Source organism: Larkinella insperata (assembly GCF_026248825.1).
GTDB lineage: Bacteria > Bacteroidota > Bacteroidia > Cytophagales > Spirosomataceae > Larkinella > Larkinella insperata.
Genome location: NZ_CP110973.1, coordinates 1,067,592 through 1,086,549 on the forward strand (window position 1 = coordinate 1,067,592; position 18,958 = coordinate 1,086,549).

An 18,958-nucleotide genomic window follows, 5' to 3' on the forward strand; every position below is an offset into this window, starting at 1 on the left:
CGTTATATTGCACTTTTATTCCGTTTTTTCACGAATCTCATGAGTTACGAAACCATATTCTTCGTTTGTTTTGCGCTCTTCGTTCTGGTAGTGATGGCCTTCGACTTAGGGGCATTCACAAAGCAGAAAAGCCACATAGTGAGCTTTAAAGAAGCCGGAACCTGGAGTGCCATCTGGGTAGCGTTGTCCATCGGGTTTTACTTTTTCATCAAAAACTTTGGCTACCTCGTCCACGGTATTACCGACATGGCGCGGCTGGAAGAAATCCGCAGCCGTTACGCCGACCACCTCACGCTGGTTCCGGGCAATTTCGAGAAAAGCCTCGCCATTTTCCAGAACAACATGGCCCTGGAATACATCACCGGTTATCTGGTGGAATACTCCCTGTCGGCCGACAACATTTTCGTGTTTATCATGATTTTTGCGTCGTTCGGCGTACGGGAGCGGTTTTACAAAAAGATTCTGGTCTGGGGAATTTTGGGAGCCATTATCCTACGGTTTATTTTCATCTTCGTGGGGTCGGCCCTGTTGCAGCGCTTCGACTGGATTATTTACATTTTTGGCGCGTTTCTGGTGTATACCGGTGTCAAACTGTTCTTTGAGAAAGACGAAGACGAGCACATGGAACCGAAAAATCACCCCGTGGTGAAGCTTTCGGCCAAGTACCTGAACGTTTATCGCCGGAACGTCATCGATCACTTTTTCGTCCGCCGGAAAAGCGACCGCAAGCTGTTTGTAACGCCCCTGTTCATCGTCGTGATCGTGGTAGCGTTTACGGATCTGGTGTTTGCCGTCGACTCGATTCCGGCCATTTTCTCGATTACCAAAGATCCGTACATCGTCTTTTTCTCGAACGTTTTTGCCATTATGGGGCTGCGGTCGATGTTCTTCTTCCTATCGAGCATCATGAGCCAGTTCCGGTTCCTCAAAACCGGTCTGGCGGTGCTGCTGACGTTCATCGGTTTGAAGATGATCTTCCACAGCTGGCTGGAATCCGTTGGTTTTGAAACGGTTTACTCGCTGTATGTCATTCTGACCATTCTGGGCGTTAGTATTGTGGCCTCCTGGCTGATCCCGGAAAAGAAAAAAGAGCGGGAGGAAATTCAGGTTTGACAAGCCAGACGGGCAGACCGCCGGTTGCCCCCGCTGGTCTGCCCAGAAACAACCAAGTTGAACTTAATGACGTCAATCGGCCCACGGACCTGAGTCCGTGGGTCTGTCTCTATGCAATTAGCGCAGTCCGTTCTCAAAGCTTACCTCAAACGCCTGACCAACCTCAGCAGCCGCAACCGTTCGCTGCTGCTGACAAGCTTGCCCGTCGAGCAGTTTCTGGATCTGCACGAAACGGATTTTCTGGACAGCAAACCGTCTTTTGACCTCATCCGGCAGTTGATCGCCCGACGGCCAACGATTCCGCTTTGCGATGTGCTCGACAGCCGGATGGAAAAAGTCAACGAGGTTAGCCGGAAACTTCGGAAAATTGCCCGGACCGACCGGTTTATTGAAGCTGAACGCGGTTCGGAGGATTTGTACGTGGGCTATCCGTTCGTGCGGGGAAAACTGGCCGACGGTACGGTCATTCACGGCCCGCTGATTTTCTTCCCGGTTCACCTCGAACAACAGGGCAACAAGTGGCTGCTGGTGCGCCGGGCCGATGAGCCGATTGCGCTCAACCGCAGCTTCCTGATGGCCTACGCCTACTACAACCAGTACATCCTGCCCGATACGGTTCTGGAACACACGCTGGACGAGTACGACAAAGATGCCACGGTTTTTCGCACCCAACTGTACGAATGGCTGAAAGACAGCCCGCTGGAAATCAACTTCAATCAGGAGCTGTTCACCGACCAGCTGCAGTGGTTCAACGCCCTTAAAAAGACGGATCTAGATAAACTCGAACGCACCGGCGAGCTAAAACTTTATCCCGAAGCCGTGCTGGGCATTTTTCCCCAGGCGGGTTCGTACCTCGTGCCGGATTACGAAGAGTTGTTGACGGCGGACAGGGAAGAAACCGGCGAACGGCCGGATGGTGATGCCTTTTCACTGCTCCCGTTTGCGCCTTCTGCCCATCCCCCGCTGACTTCCATTCGCGAGGAAACCATTCATACCCCCCTGCCCATTGATGCCTCCCAGGAGGAAGCCATTCGGCGCATTAAAGCCGGGGAGTCAATGGTGGTACAGGGCCCGCCGGGAACCGGAAAATCGCAGTTGATCGGAAACCTGATGGCCGATTTTGCCGCGCAGGGAAAACGGGTTTTGCTGGTTTGCCAGAAACGGGCGGCTCTGGACGTGGTTTACGAACGACTGCGGCAAGTCGGGATGCAGCCGTTCTCGGCCCTGATTCACGATTTCAAGAACGACCGCAAAGCGCTCTACGACCAGCTGGCCGGGCAGATCGAACGCGTAGAAGATTATCAGAAACAAAATTTTGGCCTGGACGCCATTCTGCTGGAACGTCATTTTGACCAGGAAAGCCGCCGGATCGATCAGACCCTAACGGAACTGCAGGCTTTCAAAGATGCCCTGTTTGACGAATCTGAAGCGGGCGTGTCCGTCAAACAATTGTACCTGACCAGCGACCCAACGGCCCCAACCATTCCGCTGGACGATAGCTACACGCAGTTCCGGCCCGATTCGGTGGCAGGTTTTGTGGAGAAACTTCGGGAATACGGCGCGTACCTCGACCGGCTGGGTGCCGACCATCCGTGGGCCGACCGGCTTTCGTTTGCCCCGTTTTCGTTTAATCAACTACCGGCTCTCAAAAAACTGCTGAACGCGTTGCCTGGCTTTGTCCGCACCACCAGTGAAGCGGCTCAGGCCCTGACCGACCGGCCATTTTCGCTCGCCGACTGGCAGACCGTACAGGAAGACGAATGGGAAACTACGGCGCTGCTCACCCTGCTGAAACCTGAACCGTCGGCGCAACGCTGGCAATGGGTCCGCCGGTTACAGCAAGAGCCCACGCACCCGCTTTTTAGCACTGAACCCGACGAGCTGGAACGCCTGGAAGTGGAAATCAGCGACTGCCTGAGCGGTAACGGTATTGAAAAGAGCTTGTCGGTCAGCGATTTGCCCAACACGGCGCAGCGGTTGCAGGAAGCGATCCAAAGCCGTTCGTCGTTTGTCGGGCGGACGGTTTGGGGATTGTTCAGTAAAGACAAAACCGGTTTGCAGCAACTGGCAGCCGTCAACGGTTTAACGCTTTCCGACGAGGCCCTGCCGGTATTGCTTGACCGCGTGCAGCGCCGAATCCGGTTTGAACTACTCCGCCAGCAGATTGAGCAGAAAACCAAACAGGACGTAACGCCCGAAAACGCTTTCCTGACCGTTCGGCTGGCCCGTCAGGCGCTGGAAATCGTCCGCCGACTGAAAGCCGTTCCCTGGCTGGCTTACCTGCCGGAATCCAGGCTGGAAACCGCCGAAACATTCGCGAAAACCGCCCGCCAGCTCGTGGAAACCGGGCGGGCCGTGGCTGCTCAAGTGGGTCAGTGGCAGGTTTTTCTGAGTGAATCGCAAATCCAGCGACTCTGGCAGCAGCCGACTCAATCCGAAACGCTCATTCGGTCGCTGGAGCAGGATGTTGATTTGTTGATTGAAGCCGACCGGTTGAAAGAACGGTTTACGCCCATCGAACACGAAATTGTGCAACGCTTGGGCGTGCCGCTATCCGTAGACCGGTTTCTGAACAGCCTGCACCTGGCCTGGATCGAACACCTTGAGCTCAGCCACCCGATTTTGCGGGGCGTTTCTTCGCTAAAAATCAACCAGCTGGAAACGGCGCTTCAGGAGAGCGTTCAGCAGAAGCAGGCGCTGAGCCGCCAGATTCTGCTGGTCAAACTCCGCGAACGGACGTACCAGAACCTGGCCTTCAACCGGCTGAACAACCTCGTTACGTACCGGGAATTAAACCACCAGGTCACCAAAAAGCGCAACATCTGGCCGGTCCGGAAGCTGATGGAACAGTTTTCGGATGAAGTGTTTCAACTGGTGCCCTGCTGGATAGCGTCGCCGGAATCGGTGTCGGCCATTTTCCCGATGAAACCGGGGCTGTTTGATCTGGTGATCTTTGACGAAGCCTCGCAGTGTTTTGCCGAGAACGGTATTCCGGCCATGTACCGCGCCAGGCAGGTGGTGATTACCGGCGACAGCAAGCAGTTACAGCCCAGCGACCTGTACCGCATTCGGTTCGAAACCGCCCCCGACGAAGAGACGCCCGTGGAGCTGGAAGTGGAATCGTTGCTGGACCTGACGACGCATTACTTTCCGCAGTCCCAACTGCGTGGGCACTACCGGAGCCGCTCGATGGATCTGATTGATTTCTCGAACCGGCTTTTCTACAAAAACTCGCTGCAACTCCTCCCCGATTTTCACCAGCTCAACCGCCAGGAACCCGCTATCCGGTATCTGAACGTCAAAGGAGTTTGGGATAACAACACCAACGAAACCGAGGCCCGCGCCGTGGTTGACCTCATCGATCAATTGGCGACCGAACTGCCGGGGCGCTCTATGGGCGTTGTGACGTTCAACTTCCAGCAGCAGCAGCTGATTCAGGAATTGCTGGAAGAACGCACACTGGCGACAAGGACCGCCCCCCCGGAGCCTGAGAACCAAACGGTTTCGAATGTAAGCCCCGATTTGAAAGCCGCAGCCGCTTCGTCAACCGCCCGGGAAGCCACGTTCGTTAAAAATATTGAAAATGTGCAGGGTGACGAGCGGGATGTGATCATTTTTTCCATCGGCTACGCGCCTGACGCCCGTGGCCGTTTGTCTGCGCAGTTTGGCAGTTTAAACGCCAAAGGGGGCGAAAACCGGCTGAACGTGGCCGTCACGCGGGCGCGGGAACGGATTTACGTCGTCACGAGTATCTACCCCCAGCAACTGACCGTCGAAAACACCGTCAACGAAGGGCCAAAAGTCCTGAAGCAATACCTGGAGTACGCCCTTTCGGTGGCCGAAGGCGCGTATTGCCCGCAACCCCGTCAAACCGACCGGATTCGGGGTGCCCGGTTGCTGAAAGATGAACTGAAAGATGCAAAAACGGGTCTGGTTGAGGAACTGCCCTTTGCCGACCTGACCCGGAAATCGGCCGATCAGTACGCCGGACTGCTGCTTACTGACGATGATCTCTACTACGAAAGCAGCCCGAAAGATGCCCACGCCTACACGCCATTTGCACTGCGGATGAAAAACTGGCCCTTCCAGCGGGTCTACAGCCGCGAATTCTGGCGGGGCCGTCTGGAAGTTCCGCTTACGGTTCCGCCGGGTCCACCAGCGGATTAGCGGGCTGGTCGGCCGCGCCAAACGGCCACTGCTTCCGGATTCGGGCGGTGATCAGAAAAACCACGACACCCAGCCCAATAACCGTCAGACCCGACAGCATAAAAGCCGTGCCGGTGGAAAAGAAAATGAAGGTCCAGATGGCGATGACCACCAGAACCGGTATGGGGTAAAGCGGCATTTTAAACGGAAACGAATCGGCCTGTTTGCGCCGGTGCAACAGCAGCAACCCGATGGCCTGACCGATGAACTGCACCACAATCCGCATCGCCAGAATGGCCGTAATCACGTCGGATAGCCGAAACAGCAGGCTAAAGCCGAAGCCCAGACCGCCCAGAAACAGGAGCGAAATGTAGGGAAAATGACGGGTGGGGTGCAGTTTGGCAAAGATGCGGAAAAACTGCCCGTCGGCGGCTGCCGCGTACGGAACCCGCGAGTACCCCAGCAACACCGCAAACAGGGACGAAAACGCCACGATCAGCACCATGAAGGTAGCGATGGAACCCGCCCGCGTGCCGTACAACCGCTCAATGACTGCGCTGATGATGAATTCGCTGTGCTGCGCTTCCTGCCAGGGAATCACTTTGACCACGCTCCAGTTCATGGCCAGATACAACACCGCAATGCCGACGACCGAGATGAGCATACTGATTGGGATGATGCGCGACGGGTTGCGGATTTCCCCGCCCAGGTGGCAGACGTTGTAGTAGCCCAGGTAGCAGTAAATGGTTTTCACCGACGCAATCCCCAAACCCGCGCCAAACAATCCGGAAAGGGTACCGCCTTCGGGGAGAGCCAGCGAAACGGTTTGCTGGCCACCCGTCAGACCGCCCCAGATGATCCAGCCGAGCGTAGCCAGGACGCAGACCCACAGCAGGATGCTGATGCGGCCGATGGATTCGATTTTACGGTATAAAAGAAGGGTAATCAGGATCACCACGCCACCAGACACGGCTTTGCGCTGCCATTCATCGAACGGAAGCAGGTAAGACGCGTACTGCGCGAACCCGATGGCCCCGGATGCCACCACCAGCGGAGCCTGAATCATGGTTTGCCAGACGTACAGAAAGGACAGCAGTTTGCCCCAGCGTTTTTCGCCGTACGCAATTTTCAGGAAGTTGTAACTCCCACCCGCCTGCGGATAAGCCGCGCCCAGCTCCGACCACACCAGCGCGTCGATCAGCGAAATCACCGCGCCCAGAATCCACGCCCACAGAAAATGCGGTCCGCCCATGCGTTGAATCACCAGCGGCAGGACAACAAACGGCCCGATACCGACCATATCGATCATGTTCAGGGCCGTAGCTTGTAACAATCCCAGTCGCCGGGGCAAAGGGGCAGAATCCGTAGAAACAGACACAATTCAGGTTAGTTAAGAAACAGTGAATAAATGGGTTAGCAAGCGCCCGCAACGCGTTACTCAGGCCGAACACATGACAGCGTATCCGTCGAGCTCTTTCATGTACGACGCCAGCTTTTCGATAAACGCGCCGGTGTAGGGCGGGAGTTGCTTGTTCTTCAAGGTGGCGGCATACCAGGTGCGCAACAGGCGTTTTTCGGTTAGCGCAACAGCCGCCAGTTCGCCCGACCGCAGGTAAGGCCGGACTACCCAATTGGGTAACATGGCTACGCCCATGCCGGCTTTCACCATTTCCAGAATCGCTTCGGTCAGCGTCATTTTGTAGACCCGCGGAGGTCTGAAATTTTTATACAGCATTTTAAAATTGGAGCTTTGCTCATCCGGAATGTTGTACATGATGTAATTCTGATTGGCAAACTCATCAATTTCAACCCAGTCGCGGTGTGCCCACTCGTGGTCCGGGGCCACAATGACCATGAACTCGTCCTGAAACAAAGGCGTATAACTCAGCTTGGGGTTTTCGGCTTCTTCCAGAATGGCGACGTCGATCTTGTTTTCGAGCAAGTGCTGCTCGGCAAAATGGGTGGCTTCAATGTCAATTTTCACGTCCACTTTGGGGTATACATCCCGGTAGGCCCGCAGAAACCCCGACAGCCAGTGGTAGGACGTGTAGCATTCCGTGCAGAGCCGCACCTCACCGGCATCTTTCTCAGTCAGGCATTTTACCTTCGCCCGGGTTTCGGCCACTTCCTGCAAAATCTTCTCGGCGGCTTCCAGAACCACCGCTCCGGCATCCGTCAGCAGCATCTGCTTTTTGTCGCGGATAAACAGCTGCGTGTTGAAAAACCCTTCAATTTCTTTCAACTGGTGGCTTAACGCCGATTGAGTCAGATAGAGCCGGTCGGCGGCTTTGGTCAGGTTGCCACAGGCAGCCACCTCCTTTACCATCTGAAGATGCCGGATTTCCATGATGAGCAAATTTCATGATTTTGACAAAAATAATTCGTTTTGTTAATAATCCAAAAGGCCGCAATTTTGTCGCATCACTTAAACAACATACCACGATGAAAACGATTACGCAACAACTACTAATGACACTTCTCCTCGGGTTGATCGTACCGGTATCCAATGCCCAGCCAACGAGAACCGACGGGACCAGCACCGAAAAAAATGCCTTTGACGTAAACCTGTTTCTGGGGCAGCGGGAGAAGATCAACCTCATGCTGGCCGTTCGGCAACCCAAACGCGTGACCATCCGGCTGAAAGATGCCCACAATGCCGTTCTGTACAAAGAATCGCTGACCAAACTACCGGCCAACCACTGGCGTAAATTCAATTTCGAAGGCATGAAAACCGGTACGTACTACCTGGAAATCAGCAACGGAGATCAGGTAGTGATTCGCCAGATTGAAGTCGGAGCCATTCCGGCAACGGAAACGCAGCGGTTTATCAGCTACGCGAATTAAACCAAACCTAACCGACGCAAAAAAGGCTTCCTCATACCGGGGAAGCCTTTTTTGCCTGTTTATAGTTTTTAATCCGCCGGTGCGCTACACATCGCAGATCTGGATGCTCTCGCGCAGCGACGTCAGCGGGTCACGCTTGGGGATAAATTCCTGGGCCACAAAGCCCTTGAAGCCGGTGTCAACAATGGCCTGCATAATGGCCGGGTAGTAGAGTTCCTGCCCATTATCGATCTCGTTCCGACCGGGATTGCCCCCGGTGTGGTAGTGAGCGAAGTATTGGTGGTCGCGCCGGATGGTGCGGATGATATCGCCCTCCATGATCTGCATGTGGTAGATGTCGTACAGCAGCTTAAACCGCTCCGAGCCCACCCGTTTGCACAGCTCAACGCCCCAGGCCGACTTGTCGCACATGTAATCCTTGTGATCAACCCTGCTGTTGAGCAGTTCCATCACCATCGTCACGCCGTGTTTTTCGGCGCTGCTCATGAGCTTTTTCAAACCCACGGCGCAGTTTTCCAGTCCTTTTTCGTCGTCCATACCCCGGCGGTTGCCCGAGAAACAGATCACCTGCGTCAAACCCGCGTTTTTCAATTTCGGGAAAATGGCTTCGTAGCTGGCAATCAGTTCATCGTGGAATTTCGGGTCGTTGAAACCGTCGTTGATGCCTTTGCCGGCTCCCTGCGCCATCGAGCAGGTCAGGCCGTATTTTTTCACCACATCCCACTGGTTCGGGTCCAGCAGGTCGATGCCCGTAATGCCCATGTCTTTGGTGGCTTTGGCAAAATCCTCCAGCGGAATTTTACCGTAACACCATTTGCAGACGGCGTGGTTAATCCGGCCTTTCAAAGCCGGGGACAGGCTTGTTTCGGTAGCTTCCATTTGTGCAGCAAAGGAATCGATGACAGAAAAGGTTAGTGCGGTTCCGGCGAGTGTTTTGAGGGCCGAACGGCGGGAGGAAGGTTTCATAGCAGTTTGAAGGAGTGAATGGGTGAATGAATGAATGAGTGAATAGCTTCGCCGGGATTTGACTTTAGTAGCGTTATTCACTCAATCGCTCATCCATTCATTCAAAATTGGTTAAAGTTCCCGGATTCGGATGTTGCGGTACCACACTTTATCGCCGTGGTCCTGCAAAGCGATGTGGCCAGTGTTGTATTTGTTGAACCCTTCCCAGCCTTTGAATTTGCTTTCGCTCACCATTTTCTCCCATTCCGGGCCGCTGGTTTGGTATTCCACCACTTTCTTGCCGTTCAGGTAATGCTCCACTTTGCCGTTGTTGACCACCAGCCGAACCTTGTTCCATTCTCCGGCTACTTTCTGGGCGGAGAAATCCGACGGCGGTAACATATCGTACAAGGAACCCGACGTACGGTTGCCGTTCTTACCGGCTTTGGCGTCCGGATGGCGCTCGTTGTCAAGCACCTGCATTTCCGGACCGGTTACGTACGTGGTCCGGAATTTCGGATCTTCGTGTACCCGGTAGATAATTCCGCTGTTGCCTTTTTCCGAAATTTTCCACTCGATCTCCAGTTCGTAATTGGTGTATTCCTTGTCGGTAACAAGGTCACCACCGCCCCGACCGGTGAGCGTAATGGTGCCGTCTTCCACCTGCCATTTGTCCGAAACGGGCTGCCCCGCTTTCAGGTAGTTATGCCAGCCCGTCAACGTTTTTCCATCAAAAAGTTTAACCCACTTCCCCTTTTTGGGGCCCGACGCAACCGTTTTAGGCATACTCACAACACTAACAATCAGTGCCAACAAGACCACGCGGGTCATCATGCTGAGCGAAATTTTCATAAAATGTCTTTGAGGTCAAGATGAATCCACTGCACCATTGCAGCAGAACAATATTAGAAAACAGGGACGGTTGCGGCAACTTTTTTGGTAAAAAGCTTTACAAAATGCGTTTTTTAAAAGATTGATCGATTTTTACACCAAAACTTCCGGGCGTTACCGGCAACTTTACGGCGATGGAATCAAGAACCGAAATCAACTGCGGAAACGGCATTACACTGGCGCTCCCCACACGCGCCGACGCCGAAATCATGGCCCAACTGGCCAACAACCGCGCCATCTGGCTTAACCTGCGCGACCGCATACCCCATCCCTACACGCTGGCTGACGCCGTTTGGTTTATCGAAAACGCACAGGAAGGTGCTTTAGACTTAGTTTTCGGTATCTATGTGACTGGTAAATTTGCTGGTGTAGCCGGCGTGGTGATGCAAACCGATGTTCACCGGCTGTCGGGCGAAATCGGTTACTGGCTGGGCGAACCGTATTGGAACCGGGGCATCGCTACTGTTGCCATTCGGCACCTGATTAAATATACGTTCGCTAACACAGATCTGATCCGGCTGTTTGCGGGCATATTTGCGTACAACAAAGCGTCGATGCGGGTACTAGAAAAAAACGGTTTTACGCTGGACATCATTCAGCGGGCCGCCATTTACAAAAACGGGAAGGTGCTGGACGAATACCGGTACAGCCTGATTGACGAGAAAAAATTAGCCGCTCTTCTGCCGTGACCATCGCTGAAAAAATACTGCACCGCATCAACCGCCCGGAGTTGCTCCAGCTCCTGGCCGAAGAACTGACGCCCTCGGAACTCAACTCGCTGCTACTCGAAGTTTTCGACCGGCACACCGAACGGCTTTCTCCGGCCGAACTGCTGCAACACTACCAGAAAAACCGTTTCGTCAAACCCGCCGATCTGAACGTAATGCGCCTGCGGGAATTGGAAACGCAGATTTTGCAGATTTTCGAAACGTTTCAGTTCCGTCCGGTCGAACTGTCGCCGGTCGCTCCGTTGGGTTCCTGTTCGGTGGTTGCCACGGCCGATCAGAAGAAAGTGCTGTCGGCCCTGCGCGGCACGGAAGTGCTAGCCGACGCCACCAACGCCCTGGCGCTGCACGCGGCCGATTTGAAAAAAAGTGGACAATGGAAGCCCGATCAGCCCAGCGATCAACTCCGGTTCAGCGCCCTACAGCGTCACCTCCGAACGCCCCCGGTGGCCGTGGCGGGTCACACGCAGCACTTCAAAATCGGCTGTCTGGCGTCGTCCGGGCGCGACACGGGTGACTTTCAATTTGAGCGCGAAAGCCTGGCCGAGCACCTGGCGGTTATGACGGCGGTGTTGCGCGACGCTTTACAAATCAGTAGCTTGCGTTTTAAACTGATTCAACGCGCCGGGCCGGACCAGACGCGGTTGCTGGACGCGGTGGCCGACCACATTCGGCAACGACGGACGGATCTGATTCTTGAGACCGACCCCGCGCCAGTTCGGCAAAACCAGTACTATAAGGGGTTGCAGTACAAGATTCTGATTACCGTCCGCGGGCAGGAATACGAGATTGGCGACGGCGGGTTTGTGGATTGGACGCAACAGCTATTACAGAATAAAAAGGAGCGGTTTCTGATTACCGGTATCGGGGTCGAACTGCTGTTTCGATTGGTGCGATGAACAAAGGGCGGGTTATATACGAAGACGAAGCAGAACCGCATTTCCGGCTGGCCTATCCGCATCCGGCCCTGGCCCCTTTTGTCGAGTATTATTTTGAAGTAAACCAACCGGCTACGTTGGCCAATCCGCTGTACGTGAACGCCCTGCCGAACCTGTCTAACCTGCTGTGCATTAGCCTGCGCCCGCAAAGCTGGCTGTCGATTAACCAGCGAAGCGGGGTGCTTAACTCCGTAAAAGGCTCCCGGTTTCTGGGCAATCTGACCGATTTACACCTGTCTATTTACCCGGCCAGCGTGCACGAATTTTACGTTAAATTCAAGCCGGGGCTACTCGGCCGGCTCTTCCGGATCGACCCGGCGGAGGTTGAAAATGCGAATGCCGATTTGACGAACTTCATGCGGTTGCCAGCACTTGAGGAGCACCTGCAAACGGTTTCGTCGTTTCAGGCTCGGGTGAGCCGGATGGAAAGTTTTTTGGTAAAACACTGCACCTCCTTTGAGCCCACCTACCGGTTTAGAATCGTGCAGACGGTCTTGAACCGGTTTGACCAGATTAGCGGCAGTAATTTACATTTGAACCAACTCTGCCATGAATTGGGTGTTTCGTACCCCTCTCTGCACCGGTATTTTACCGAAGTGCTGGGTTATTCGCCCAAATACTGCCAGAAATTACTTCGTTTCAAAAAGGGGCTGCACCTGTACAAACGCTACGGGAGCGGCTACGCATTTGAAGAAATTGGCTATACCGATTTTTCGCATTTTGCGAAAGACGCCCGGCAGCTCACCCAGCGCTCCCCGGTTGAGTTGTAAAAAAGGCCTACCAACTGGCAGGCCCTTTCTACAGACGGTTCAACTTAACTTATGACTTACTCTTTTTTAGTGTCGTCGTCTCCGTTTCCATACCCCATCTGGTGCGGATCGTACCCTTTCGAGGGGTTATCGCCTTCTTCCAGATACGTTGCTCCCTGACGGTTGAACAGCGCTTCATCCGACGGGTTATCCGGCAGTCCTTCAACGCTGCTGGGCAAACCGCTTTCAACGCTATCGGGCGCGTTGGCCGCATCCTGCCGGTTCTGGGCAATGACGTTCGGATCAACATCCCATTCCTGGAACGATCCGTGAGAATCCGGACGGGACTCCTGCTGATGACTTCCCCGGTATTTTTCTTCCCGGTCAACCGTCAGATCGTACGCCGTCTGGCCCCGGTCGGTCGGTGTCGTCGTAGTGGCTTCGTTTCCAACTCCCTCACTGGGTTTGCCGTAATCGGACGTCCCGTGCTGGTATGGATTTCCCGAATAGTATTTATCATCCCGCGCTTGCGGATCGAATTTCTCCTGATTATTTTTTTCTTCGTTCGTTTCCATGATTGATGGTGAGGGTTGTTTCCTTACCATAACCGGAAAACCGCTGCAAGTGTTTGAAAATTATCGTCCCATCCAACCGCCGTCGACGGTTAGGATGGTGCCGTGTACATAATTAGAAGCCTGCGAAGCCAGGTACACAACGGCTCCTTTCAGGTCGTCGGCTTCCCCCCAGCGCCCGGCCGGAATGCGGGACAGGATAGCCGGATTCCGGTCAACGTCGGCGCGCAGGGCTGCGGTGTTGTCGGTGGCGATGTACCCCGGCGCAATGGCGTTTACATTGATGCCCTGCGACGCCCATTCGTTGGCCAGCGCCTTCGTCAGTGACCCGATGGCGCCCTTGCTGGCGGCATAGCCCGGCACGTTTACCCCGCCCTGAAACGTCAGCAGCGAGGCCGTAAAAACAATTTTCCGGTTGAAGTCGACCTCCCGCGCCAGCATCTCCCGGCCCACTTCCCGGCTCAGAATAAACTGGGCGTTCAGGTTGACATCCATGATTTCGTCCCAGTACTCGTCCGGATGTTCGGCGGCCGGTTTTCGGCGGATGTTACCGGCATTATTGACCAGAATATCGATCGGCGGGCATTCGTCGCGAACGGTTTCCAGAAACATATAGAGGGCCGACCGGTCGGTAAAATCGACGGGAAACGGATAAAATTTGCGTCCCAAAGCCGTTACGGCCTGCTCCACCTCGCTGCCCGGTTCGAGCGTGGCTGACACACCAATTACATCCGCACCGGCTTCGGCCAGCGCCACGGCCATGGCTTTCCCAATTCCGCGTTTGGCACCCGTTACCAGTGCGGTTTTATCCTGAAGGGAGAATAAATCGAGGATCATAAAGTAGAAAGAAACGTACGAGCGGTAAAGGTAAACGATGCCGCGCTTTACCCGACTTATCGGTCTTTTCAATCGGCGTTTTTTATCCGACCGCGGCAAATCCGTTTGGCGTAGGTCATCAGCACCGGTTTCTTCGGACTTTTGTTGCACCCAAAGCCGCGGGGGTTGCTCCAAGGCAGACAACACAACAACAAATACACTGAACATGCTACGCAAAATTTTGAAATGGACCGGCCTGGTGCTGGGGTCCCTGATCGTCCTGCTCCTGATTGGCTATCTATTTATTTCCAACAACATCGCCAGCCGAATCGACAAAACGTACCAATTTGCTGCGGAAAGCCTGGCCATTCCGACCGATACGGCCACCATCCAGCGGGGTAAGCACCTGGCCGTGATCAAAGGCTGCACCGACTGCCACGGCGACAATCTGGGCGGAAAAATCATGATCGACGATCCGGCACTGGGTCGGCTGGTCTCGACCAACCTGACCGACGGCCAGGGCGGCCTCCCGGCCGATTACAGCACCACCGACTGGCTACGGGCCATGCGCCACGGCGTTGGCCGCGACGGAAAACCGTTGCTGTTTATGCCCTCGCACGAAACCACGCTGCTTTCCCAGCAGGACATGGCCGCCATCATTGCTTACTGCCAGCAGGTACCCGACGTTGCCAACGACCTGCCAACGAACGATCTTGGCCCGGTGGTCAATATCATGACTTACCTGGACAAAATGCCGCTGCTGTCGGTCGAGAAAATCGACCACAAGCTGCCGATGGTCGCCAAAGTCGACTCAACCGAAGGCATTGCGCAGGGTAAATACCTGGCGGTTTCGTGCAGCGGTTGCCACCGGCCCACGTTCAAGGGGGGCGATCCGGTTGCGCCCGGCTTTCCGCCCGTACCGGACCTGACCCTGACCGGCAACCCCGGCAAATGGACAAAAGACCAGTTCATTGCCACGCTCCGAACCGGTAAAACCCCCAGCGGTCACCAGATTAACAACGACAACATGCCCTGGAAAATGACGGCTCAGTACACCGACAAGGAGCTGGCGTCCCTCTACCAATTCTTTCACTCCCTCAACTAATCGCACCCACGGGCTGGCGTCTCCTGAGCAGCTAGAATTTATCACCACCTGAGCAGGACCGCCCGCCGTGGGTTCAGAATTATATGAAACTCAGTCATTACCTTTTAACAGGGTTGGCCGTGATCGGTTCGCTGACCGGCTGCAAAACCAATCCGGACGTGGACCCGGTTGGCAGCAATCCGCCGGTACAGGAAACCGGCACCGGTACGGTTACCGAGGTGGGCCAGCCGCAGGGCGCGCTGGTCAGCAAAATGATTGGTCCGGAAGGAGGCACAATTGCCACCGCCGACGGAAACGTGCAACTCGTCATTCCGGCGGGTGCCGTCAGTCAGGCCACCAACATCACGATTCAGCCGATTACCAACCACTTGCCCAACGGCATCGGACAGGCGTTCCGGTTTTCGCCCGATGGTTTACAGTTTGCCAAACCGGCCACGCTGACGTTTGCGTACAGCAACGAGAAGGTATCCGCCAACGATGCGGACCTGCTCAAAATCGCCTACCAGGGTACCAACAAAATCTGGTATAATGTGCCGGGCGTGCAGGTGGATACGCAAAAGAAACGCATCAGCGTGCCCATGCCCCACTTCAGCGACTGGAGTGCCTACGAAATAGCTTACCTAGAGAGTCTCTTGCTGCTCTCCGGTAGCAGTATACGGACCGAGTTTGTTCAATACGGTCAAACCATGAACCTTTTAATTTGGGAAGATCTACTCGTAGATGACGCCCTACAGCAAGTGGCCGATAACAAATTCGGGGACATTAAAGCGGTAACATGGTCGCTGGTTGGCCCTGGAGAGTTGAAAAAATCACAGTCCATTAAATCCGTTTTTTACGAGGCCCCTAAAACGGGCAAAGACCGTATTCAGGTGACAGTCAATGCGGAAATTACATTTCAGAAAAATCAGAAAAAGCTGATTCTCGTAAAAAACATTACAGTTGGCAATAACTACGTGGAAGTCGTTTTCAACGGTCAGACGCGGGTCTACACGGATGTGAGCCTCGACACAGCCGGTGGTGAGGTTTGGGTAATCAGTGGTGGTGACCGCGAAGATGATTACCTGTACTTATCGGTATTTGGAAGCAGCGCGGGTAGTTTTCCTTTTGGCAACCCGCTGAAAACGGAAACCGGCATCAGTTCTGGGCACTATAACCAGGGGGATTATGCCTACCGGACGCACTATGCCTGCGTCGGCGATATCGAACGCGGTGTGCAGATCATGACCGGTTCGGTGAAAGTAGACGAGTTTGTCAGAGGCAAGGTAGCCCGCGGCACGTTCTCCGGCAGCCTGATGAAAGACGATCCGAAGAAGGACTGCCCCAATGAAGCGCTGCCCATCAGCGGCACGTTCTTCCTCACCCCGGAAGAATAAAAACCTTCAACGATTACTAAAAATACCCATGGATTACTGAAGAGTAGCGTTCATAGCCGAAAAGCGCATAGCAGTTGCCGTGCGCTTTTTTATTGCCGCGTTGGTCCGCTGAATTCGGACAGGAGCTGCGGCTTTAGCCCTTGTCCAATTTCGCTGGTTTTTTATAACCCGTCTGACGAGGTTTAATCTCTAAAAAACGACCCACTCATTTTCCGGGCGGGCCTGCTCTTTGGTGTAGCTAACGCCGTGAATTTTCAACCCGGCTTCGTCCACCAGTGTCAGAATTCCGCCCTGGTTCGACAGGCGGGCGTTTTGCCCCGTCAGCCGCACCACCAGCGTGGCACCGGATGCGAGTTCGGTAGCGAGCGTTTCTTTCTTTTTCTGCGAATCCAGCAAGCCCCAGCCTTTGAGCGAGATGGCAGCAGCCAGCGGATTAAAGAGCAACACCTGCTCGTGCCCAACATCTTCGGGGGCCGGATTCACCAGAGCCGCCAGAATCCGAACACCTTTCGTCACCTCGGGCTGGTTGCCGGGGTCGGTATCAATGGGTGTACCACCCGGATTTTCGCCCCCGCCGTCTTCCGAGTGAACCGTCTGCGACTGAAATTTGAGAAAATAAGCAATCCAGCGGTTTTCTTCGGGAAAGTGAATCAGCACCCCGCCATCCTGCCAGACGCCGTTGTCCCCTTCGTAGCGACCCGGCGGGTTTCCCTGGTTCATGTGGATGTCGTGAATACCGTTGCCGGGTTCGAACTGAAAATACTGGTCAGGGCGCTCCGGTTCCGGCCCCCACTTCTGCCCGAAGGCATACACATCGGCCTGCCGGTTGATGGCCTGGCTGATGTAAAAACCGATTTTGTCATTCAGATCATTATCAGGTCCATCCTGCGAAGGCGGTAGAATCTGCATCCGGCTGATGTCGAACAGATTGCCCCGGATAAAGTCCAGCGCCATCCCGCCGGGTTGAGACGGTACGGGGGTGAAGCCTTCCGGCAGGTCCTTGATACGGTCGCAGATGGGATGCTGAAACGGATCGAGCACCAGAAATTGCAGTTCACGGTTGCGCGTATCGCTCGAATAAACGTTGATCGCGATGCGGTGACTTTCACCGTTGGCCCGGATGTGGACCTGAAAATGGTTGCTCCGGGTGCTCCCGGGTTTCGAATCAATGGCTTTCCCTTTCAGGATACCGTAACGATCAAGTGGCATACGAATCGGGTTTATCAGTGAAGTATGATTCCAGCCGGTAAGCTACGGAAATAGCCGCATCGACGCCTAAACCGGTTTAGGCAATGGCTGATTAAATTTTTGTTACCTACCCTAACCCGTTCTTCGCCAGCGCGGTATGGGCACCCGGCTTTGAGCTTAATTCGGCGTAAAAAACCAGCCCCCGAACCGCACTCACGCAGTTCGGGGGCCAACAAGAAAAGCCTGAACGATTGCTTATTTTTTGTCTATCCGGTATAACCTACCCTGGTCGGTAACCGCGTACAGAGCGCCGTCTTTGCCCTGAGTAACATCCCGGAAACGCTGTCCTTCATCCTCCAGCAGTCTTTCTTCACCGACTACTTTGTTGTTTTCAATCACCAGCCGTACGATGTGCATGCTGCTCAGACCGCCGATGAACAGGTTGTTTTTCCACTCCGGAATGCGATCGCTGTTGTAGAAGGTCATACCGCTCGGCGAAACGACGGGATCCCAGTAATAAACCGGTTGCTCCATTCCCTCTTTCTGCTGAATGGGCGCACCTATTTTTTCGCCACTGTATTCAATTCCGTAGGTAATGGTCGGCCATCCGTAGTTTTTACCCGGCTGAATCCGGTTGAGTTCATCGCCACCGCGCGGGCCAAATTCAACCTCCCACAGATCGCCGGTTACCGGGTGAAACGCCAGTCCCTGCACGTTCCGGTGGCCGTACGAATACAGTTCCGGTTTGGCGTTGGCCTGCCCCTGGAACGGATTGCCGGCTACCGGTTTACCGTCTTTGGTGATCCGGATCACTTTCCCCAGGCTTGAATTTAATGCTTGCGCCTGCGGCCGGGTCACTTTATCCGAACGCTCTCCGGTGCTGATGATCAGGTTGCCGTCTTTGTCGAAAACAATCCGTCCGCCGTAGTGGAGCGTGCCTTTGTAAGCCGGAGTAGCCCGGTAAATCACCGTAGCTCCCTCAATCTTCTTCTCGTCGGCCGCAAGTTTACCTTTAGCAACCGCCGTCAGGTTTCCTTCGGGCAGCGATTCCGAAAACACCCAGTAAACCATCCGGTTCTGCTCAAAAGCCGGGTCGAGCCGGATGCCAAGCAACCCGCCCTGCCCATCGGAATTAACTTTTGGAATACCGGCGATGGGAGCGCTCAGGGCACCGGCCGTGGTTGCGATGCGCATGCTTCCCGACTTTTCGGTAATGATGAATCGGCCATCGGGCAGGCTCGTGATGCCCCAGGGATTTTTGAGTTCGCTGGTCAGCACTTTTCCTTCGTAAGCCGTCCGCGATTTTACCCCGCCAATCCGGGTTTGGCCCGCAAAGGCGGGTTTGTAGTTTGTATTGGGCGCTTTGGTTTCTACCGGCGCCTTGGTGGTGTCCGTTTTAGCCACTTCCGATGTCTCGGAAGTATTTTTTCCGCAAGCCGTAAAAGCAAGCGCACTTCCGGCAAGAAGTATGGGCAGAATTTTAGTCATCGTGCTTTTTTGTTTCAGGTTAACGTGGCCTCAAAAATAGGGGTTTTATCGGGGAGGTAACAGCA

At 54.6% G+C, this 18,958-nt stretch carries 16 protein-coding genes; 8 read left to right on the forward strand and 8 right to left on the reverse strand.

The window, feature by feature from the left end; all coding sequences use genetic code 11:
- Positions 1-39 precede the first annotated feature (39 nt).
- Both OQ371_RS04285 and OQ371_RS04290 read left to right on the forward strand, forming a co-directional pair.
- Complete coding sequence (locus OQ371_RS04285) at positions 40-1,113, forward strand: TerC/Alx family metal homeostasis membrane protein (protein WP_265992548.1); 1,074 nt, start codon at positions 40-42, stop codon at positions 1,111-1,113.
- A gap of 111 nt (positions 1,114-1,224) precedes the next feature.
- The gene (locus OQ371_RS04290) at positions 1,225-5,280 is read left to right on the forward strand and encodes an AAA domain-containing protein (protein WP_265992549.1); all 4,056 of its coding nucleotides are present in this window, start codon (positions 1,225-1,227) and stop codon (positions 5,278-5,280) included.
- Here the strand turns inward: OQ371_RS04290 and OQ371_RS04295 are convergent.
- Both OQ371_RS04295 and OQ371_RS04300 read right to left on the reverse strand, forming a co-directional pair.
- On the reverse strand, positions 5,249-6,637 hold the full coding sequence (locus OQ371_RS04295) for an APC family permease (RefSeq protein ID WP_265992550.1): 1,389 nt from the start codon (positions 6,635-6,637) through the stop codon (positions 5,249-5,251). The genes OQ371_RS04290 and OQ371_RS04295 overlap by 32 nt on opposite strands.
- Positions 6,638-6,697: 60 nt before the next feature.
- A complete protein-coding gene (locus tag OQ371_RS04300) occupies positions 6,698-7,606 on the reverse strand; it encodes a LysR family transcriptional regulator (RefSeq protein WP_265992551.1) in 909 nt (302 codons plus the stop codon).
- Between the two features lie 122 nt (positions 7,607-7,728).
- Between OQ371_RS04300 and OQ371_RS04305 the strand changes: the two genes are divergently transcribed.
- Entirely contained in the window at positions 7,729-8,103 is a 375-nt protein-coding gene (locus tag OQ371_RS04305) for a T9SS type A sorting domain-containing protein (protein ID WP_265992552.1), read from the forward strand.
- Positions 8,104-8,187: 84 nt separating this feature from the next.
- Here the strand turns inward: OQ371_RS04305 and OQ371_RS04310 are convergent, their stop codons facing one another.
- Both OQ371_RS04310 and OQ371_RS04315 read right to left on the reverse strand, forming a co-directional pair.
- Positions 8,188-9,069, reverse strand: a complete 882-nt coding sequence (locus OQ371_RS04310; RefSeq protein WP_265992553.1) for a hydroxypyruvate isomerase family protein — start codon at positions 9,067-9,069, stop codon at positions 8,188-8,190.
- A 111-nt stretch (positions 9,070-9,180) separates the two neighbouring features.
- A complete protein-coding gene (locus OQ371_RS04315) occupies positions 9,181-9,834 on the reverse strand; it encodes a 3-keto-disaccharide hydrolase (RefSeq protein ID WP_265994263.1) in 654 nt (217 codons plus the stop codon).
- Between the two features lie 239 nt (positions 9,835-10,073).
- Between OQ371_RS04315 and OQ371_RS04320 the strand changes: the two genes are divergently transcribed.
- From OQ371_RS04320 to OQ371_RS04330, 3 genes are read left to right on the forward strand one after another with little or no spacing between them, the layout of a single operon-like run.
- Positions 10,074-10,628, forward strand: coding sequence for a GNAT family N-acetyltransferase (locus OQ371_RS04320; protein ID WP_265992554.1), 555 nt, complete (start codon positions 10,074-10,076; stop codon positions 10,626-10,628).
- The gene (locus OQ371_RS04325) at positions 10,625-11,563 is read left to right on the forward strand and encodes a hypothetical protein (RefSeq protein ID WP_265992555.1); all 939 of its coding nucleotides are present in this window, start codon (positions 10,625-10,627) and stop codon (positions 11,561-11,563) included. Before OQ371_RS04320 ends, OQ371_RS04325 begins: the two co-directional genes overlap by 4 nt.
- Entirely contained in the window at positions 11,560-12,372 is an 813-nt protein-coding gene (locus OQ371_RS04330) for a helix-turn-helix domain-containing protein (RefSeq protein WP_265992556.1), read from the forward strand. The genes OQ371_RS04325 and OQ371_RS04330 overlap by 4 nt, the downstream gene beginning before the upstream one ends.
- A gap of 56 nt (positions 12,373-12,428) precedes the next feature.
- Here the strand turns inward: OQ371_RS04330 and OQ371_RS04335 are convergent, their stop codons facing one another.
- Positions 12,429-12,926: a hypothetical protein gene (locus OQ371_RS04335; RefSeq protein WP_265992557.1), complete on the reverse strand. Its 498-nt coding sequence runs from the start codon at positions 12,924-12,926 to the stop codon at positions 12,429-12,431.
- A gap of 60 nt (positions 12,927-12,986) precedes the next feature.
- Entirely contained in the window at positions 12,987-13,760 is a 774-nt protein-coding gene (locus OQ371_RS04340; RefSeq protein WP_310586609.1) for an SDR family oxidoreductase, read from the reverse strand.
- A gap of 205 nt (positions 13,761-13,965) precedes the next feature.
- Between OQ371_RS04340 and OQ371_RS04345 the strand changes: the two genes are divergently transcribed.
- Together OQ371_RS04345 and OQ371_RS04350 are read left to right on the forward strand one after the other, a co-directional pair.
- Positions 13,966-14,844: a c-type cytochrome gene (locus tag OQ371_RS04345; protein ID WP_265992558.1), complete on the forward strand. Its 879-nt coding sequence runs from the start codon at positions 13,966-13,968 to the stop codon at positions 14,842-14,844.
- An 83-nt stretch (positions 14,845-14,927) separates the two neighbouring features.
- The gene (locus tag OQ371_RS04350) at positions 14,928-16,217 is read left to right on the forward strand and encodes a hypothetical protein (protein WP_265992559.1); all 1,290 of its coding nucleotides are present in this window, start codon (positions 14,928-14,930) and stop codon (positions 16,215-16,217) included.
- A gap of 189 nt (positions 16,218-16,406) precedes the next feature.
- Here the strand turns inward: OQ371_RS04350 and OQ371_RS04355 are convergent, their stop codons facing one another.
- The gene (locus OQ371_RS04355; protein WP_265992560.1) at positions 16,407-17,426 is read right to left on the reverse strand and encodes a DUF2278 family protein; all 1,020 of its coding nucleotides are present in this window, start codon (positions 17,424-17,426) and stop codon (positions 16,407-16,409) included.
- A gap of 234 nt (positions 17,427-17,660) precedes the next feature.
- A complete protein-coding gene (locus OQ371_RS04360; RefSeq protein WP_265992561.1) occupies positions 17,661-18,893 on the reverse strand; it encodes a PQQ-dependent sugar dehydrogenase in 1,233 nt (410 codons plus the stop codon).
- Between the last annotated feature and the right edge of the window lie 65 nt (positions 18,894-18,958).

Bases quoted from the DNA above. Each gene is read 5' to 3' on its own strand.
- OQ371_RS04305 (WP_265992552.1), top strand. From the start codon at position 7,729: ATGACACTTCTCCTCGGGTTGATCGTACCGGTATCCAATGCCCAGCCA.
- OQ371_RS04320 (WP_265992554.1), top strand. From the start codon at position 10,074: ATGGAATCAAGAACCGAAATCAACTGCGGAAACGGCATTACACTGGCG.
- OQ371_RS04315 (WP_265994263.1), bottom strand. From the start codon at position 9,834: ATGCCTAAAACGGTTGCGTCGGGCCCCAAAAAGGGGAAGTGGGTTAAA.
- OQ371_RS04300 (WP_265992551.1), bottom strand. From the start codon at position 7,606: ATGGAAATCCGGCATCTTCAGATGGTAAAGGAGGTGGCTGCCTGTGGC.
- OQ371_RS04285 (WP_265992548.1), top strand. From the start codon at position 40: ATGAGTTACGAAACCATATTCTTCGTTTGTTTTGCGCTCTTCGTTCTG.
- OQ371_RS04290 (WP_265992549.1), top strand. From the start codon at position 1,225: ATGCAATTAGCGCAGTCCGTTCTCAAAGCTTACCTCAAACGCCTGACC.
- OQ371_RS04340 (WP_310586609.1), bottom strand. From the start codon at position 13,760: ATGATCCTCGATTTATTCTCCCTTCAGGATAAAACCGCACTGGTAACG.
- OQ371_RS04330 (WP_265992556.1), top strand. From the start codon at position 11,560: ATGAACAAAGGGCGGGTTATATACGAAGACGAAGCAGAACCGCATTTC.
- OQ371_RS04345 (WP_265992558.1), top strand. From the start codon at position 13,966: ATGCTACGCAAAATTTTGAAATGGACCGGCCTGGTGCTGGGGTCCCTG.
- OQ371_RS04355 (WP_265992560.1), bottom strand. From the start codon at position 17,426: ATGCCACTTGATCGTTACGGTATCCTGAAAGGGAAAGCCATTGATTCG.
- OQ371_RS04335 (WP_265992557.1), bottom strand. From the start codon at position 12,926: ATGGAAACGAACGAAGAAAAAAATAATCAGGAGAAATTCGATCCGCAA.
- OQ371_RS04360 (WP_265992561.1), bottom strand. From the start codon at position 18,893: ATGACTAAAATTCTGCCCATACTTCTTGCCGGAAGTGCGCTTGCTTTT.
- OQ371_RS04310 (WP_265992553.1), bottom strand. From the start codon at position 9,069: ATGAAACCTTCCTCCCGCCGTTCGGCCCTCAAAACACTCGCCGGAACC.
- OQ371_RS04350 (WP_265992559.1), top strand. From the start codon at position 14,928: ATGAAACTCAGTCATTACCTTTTAACAGGGTTGGCCGTGATCGGTTCG.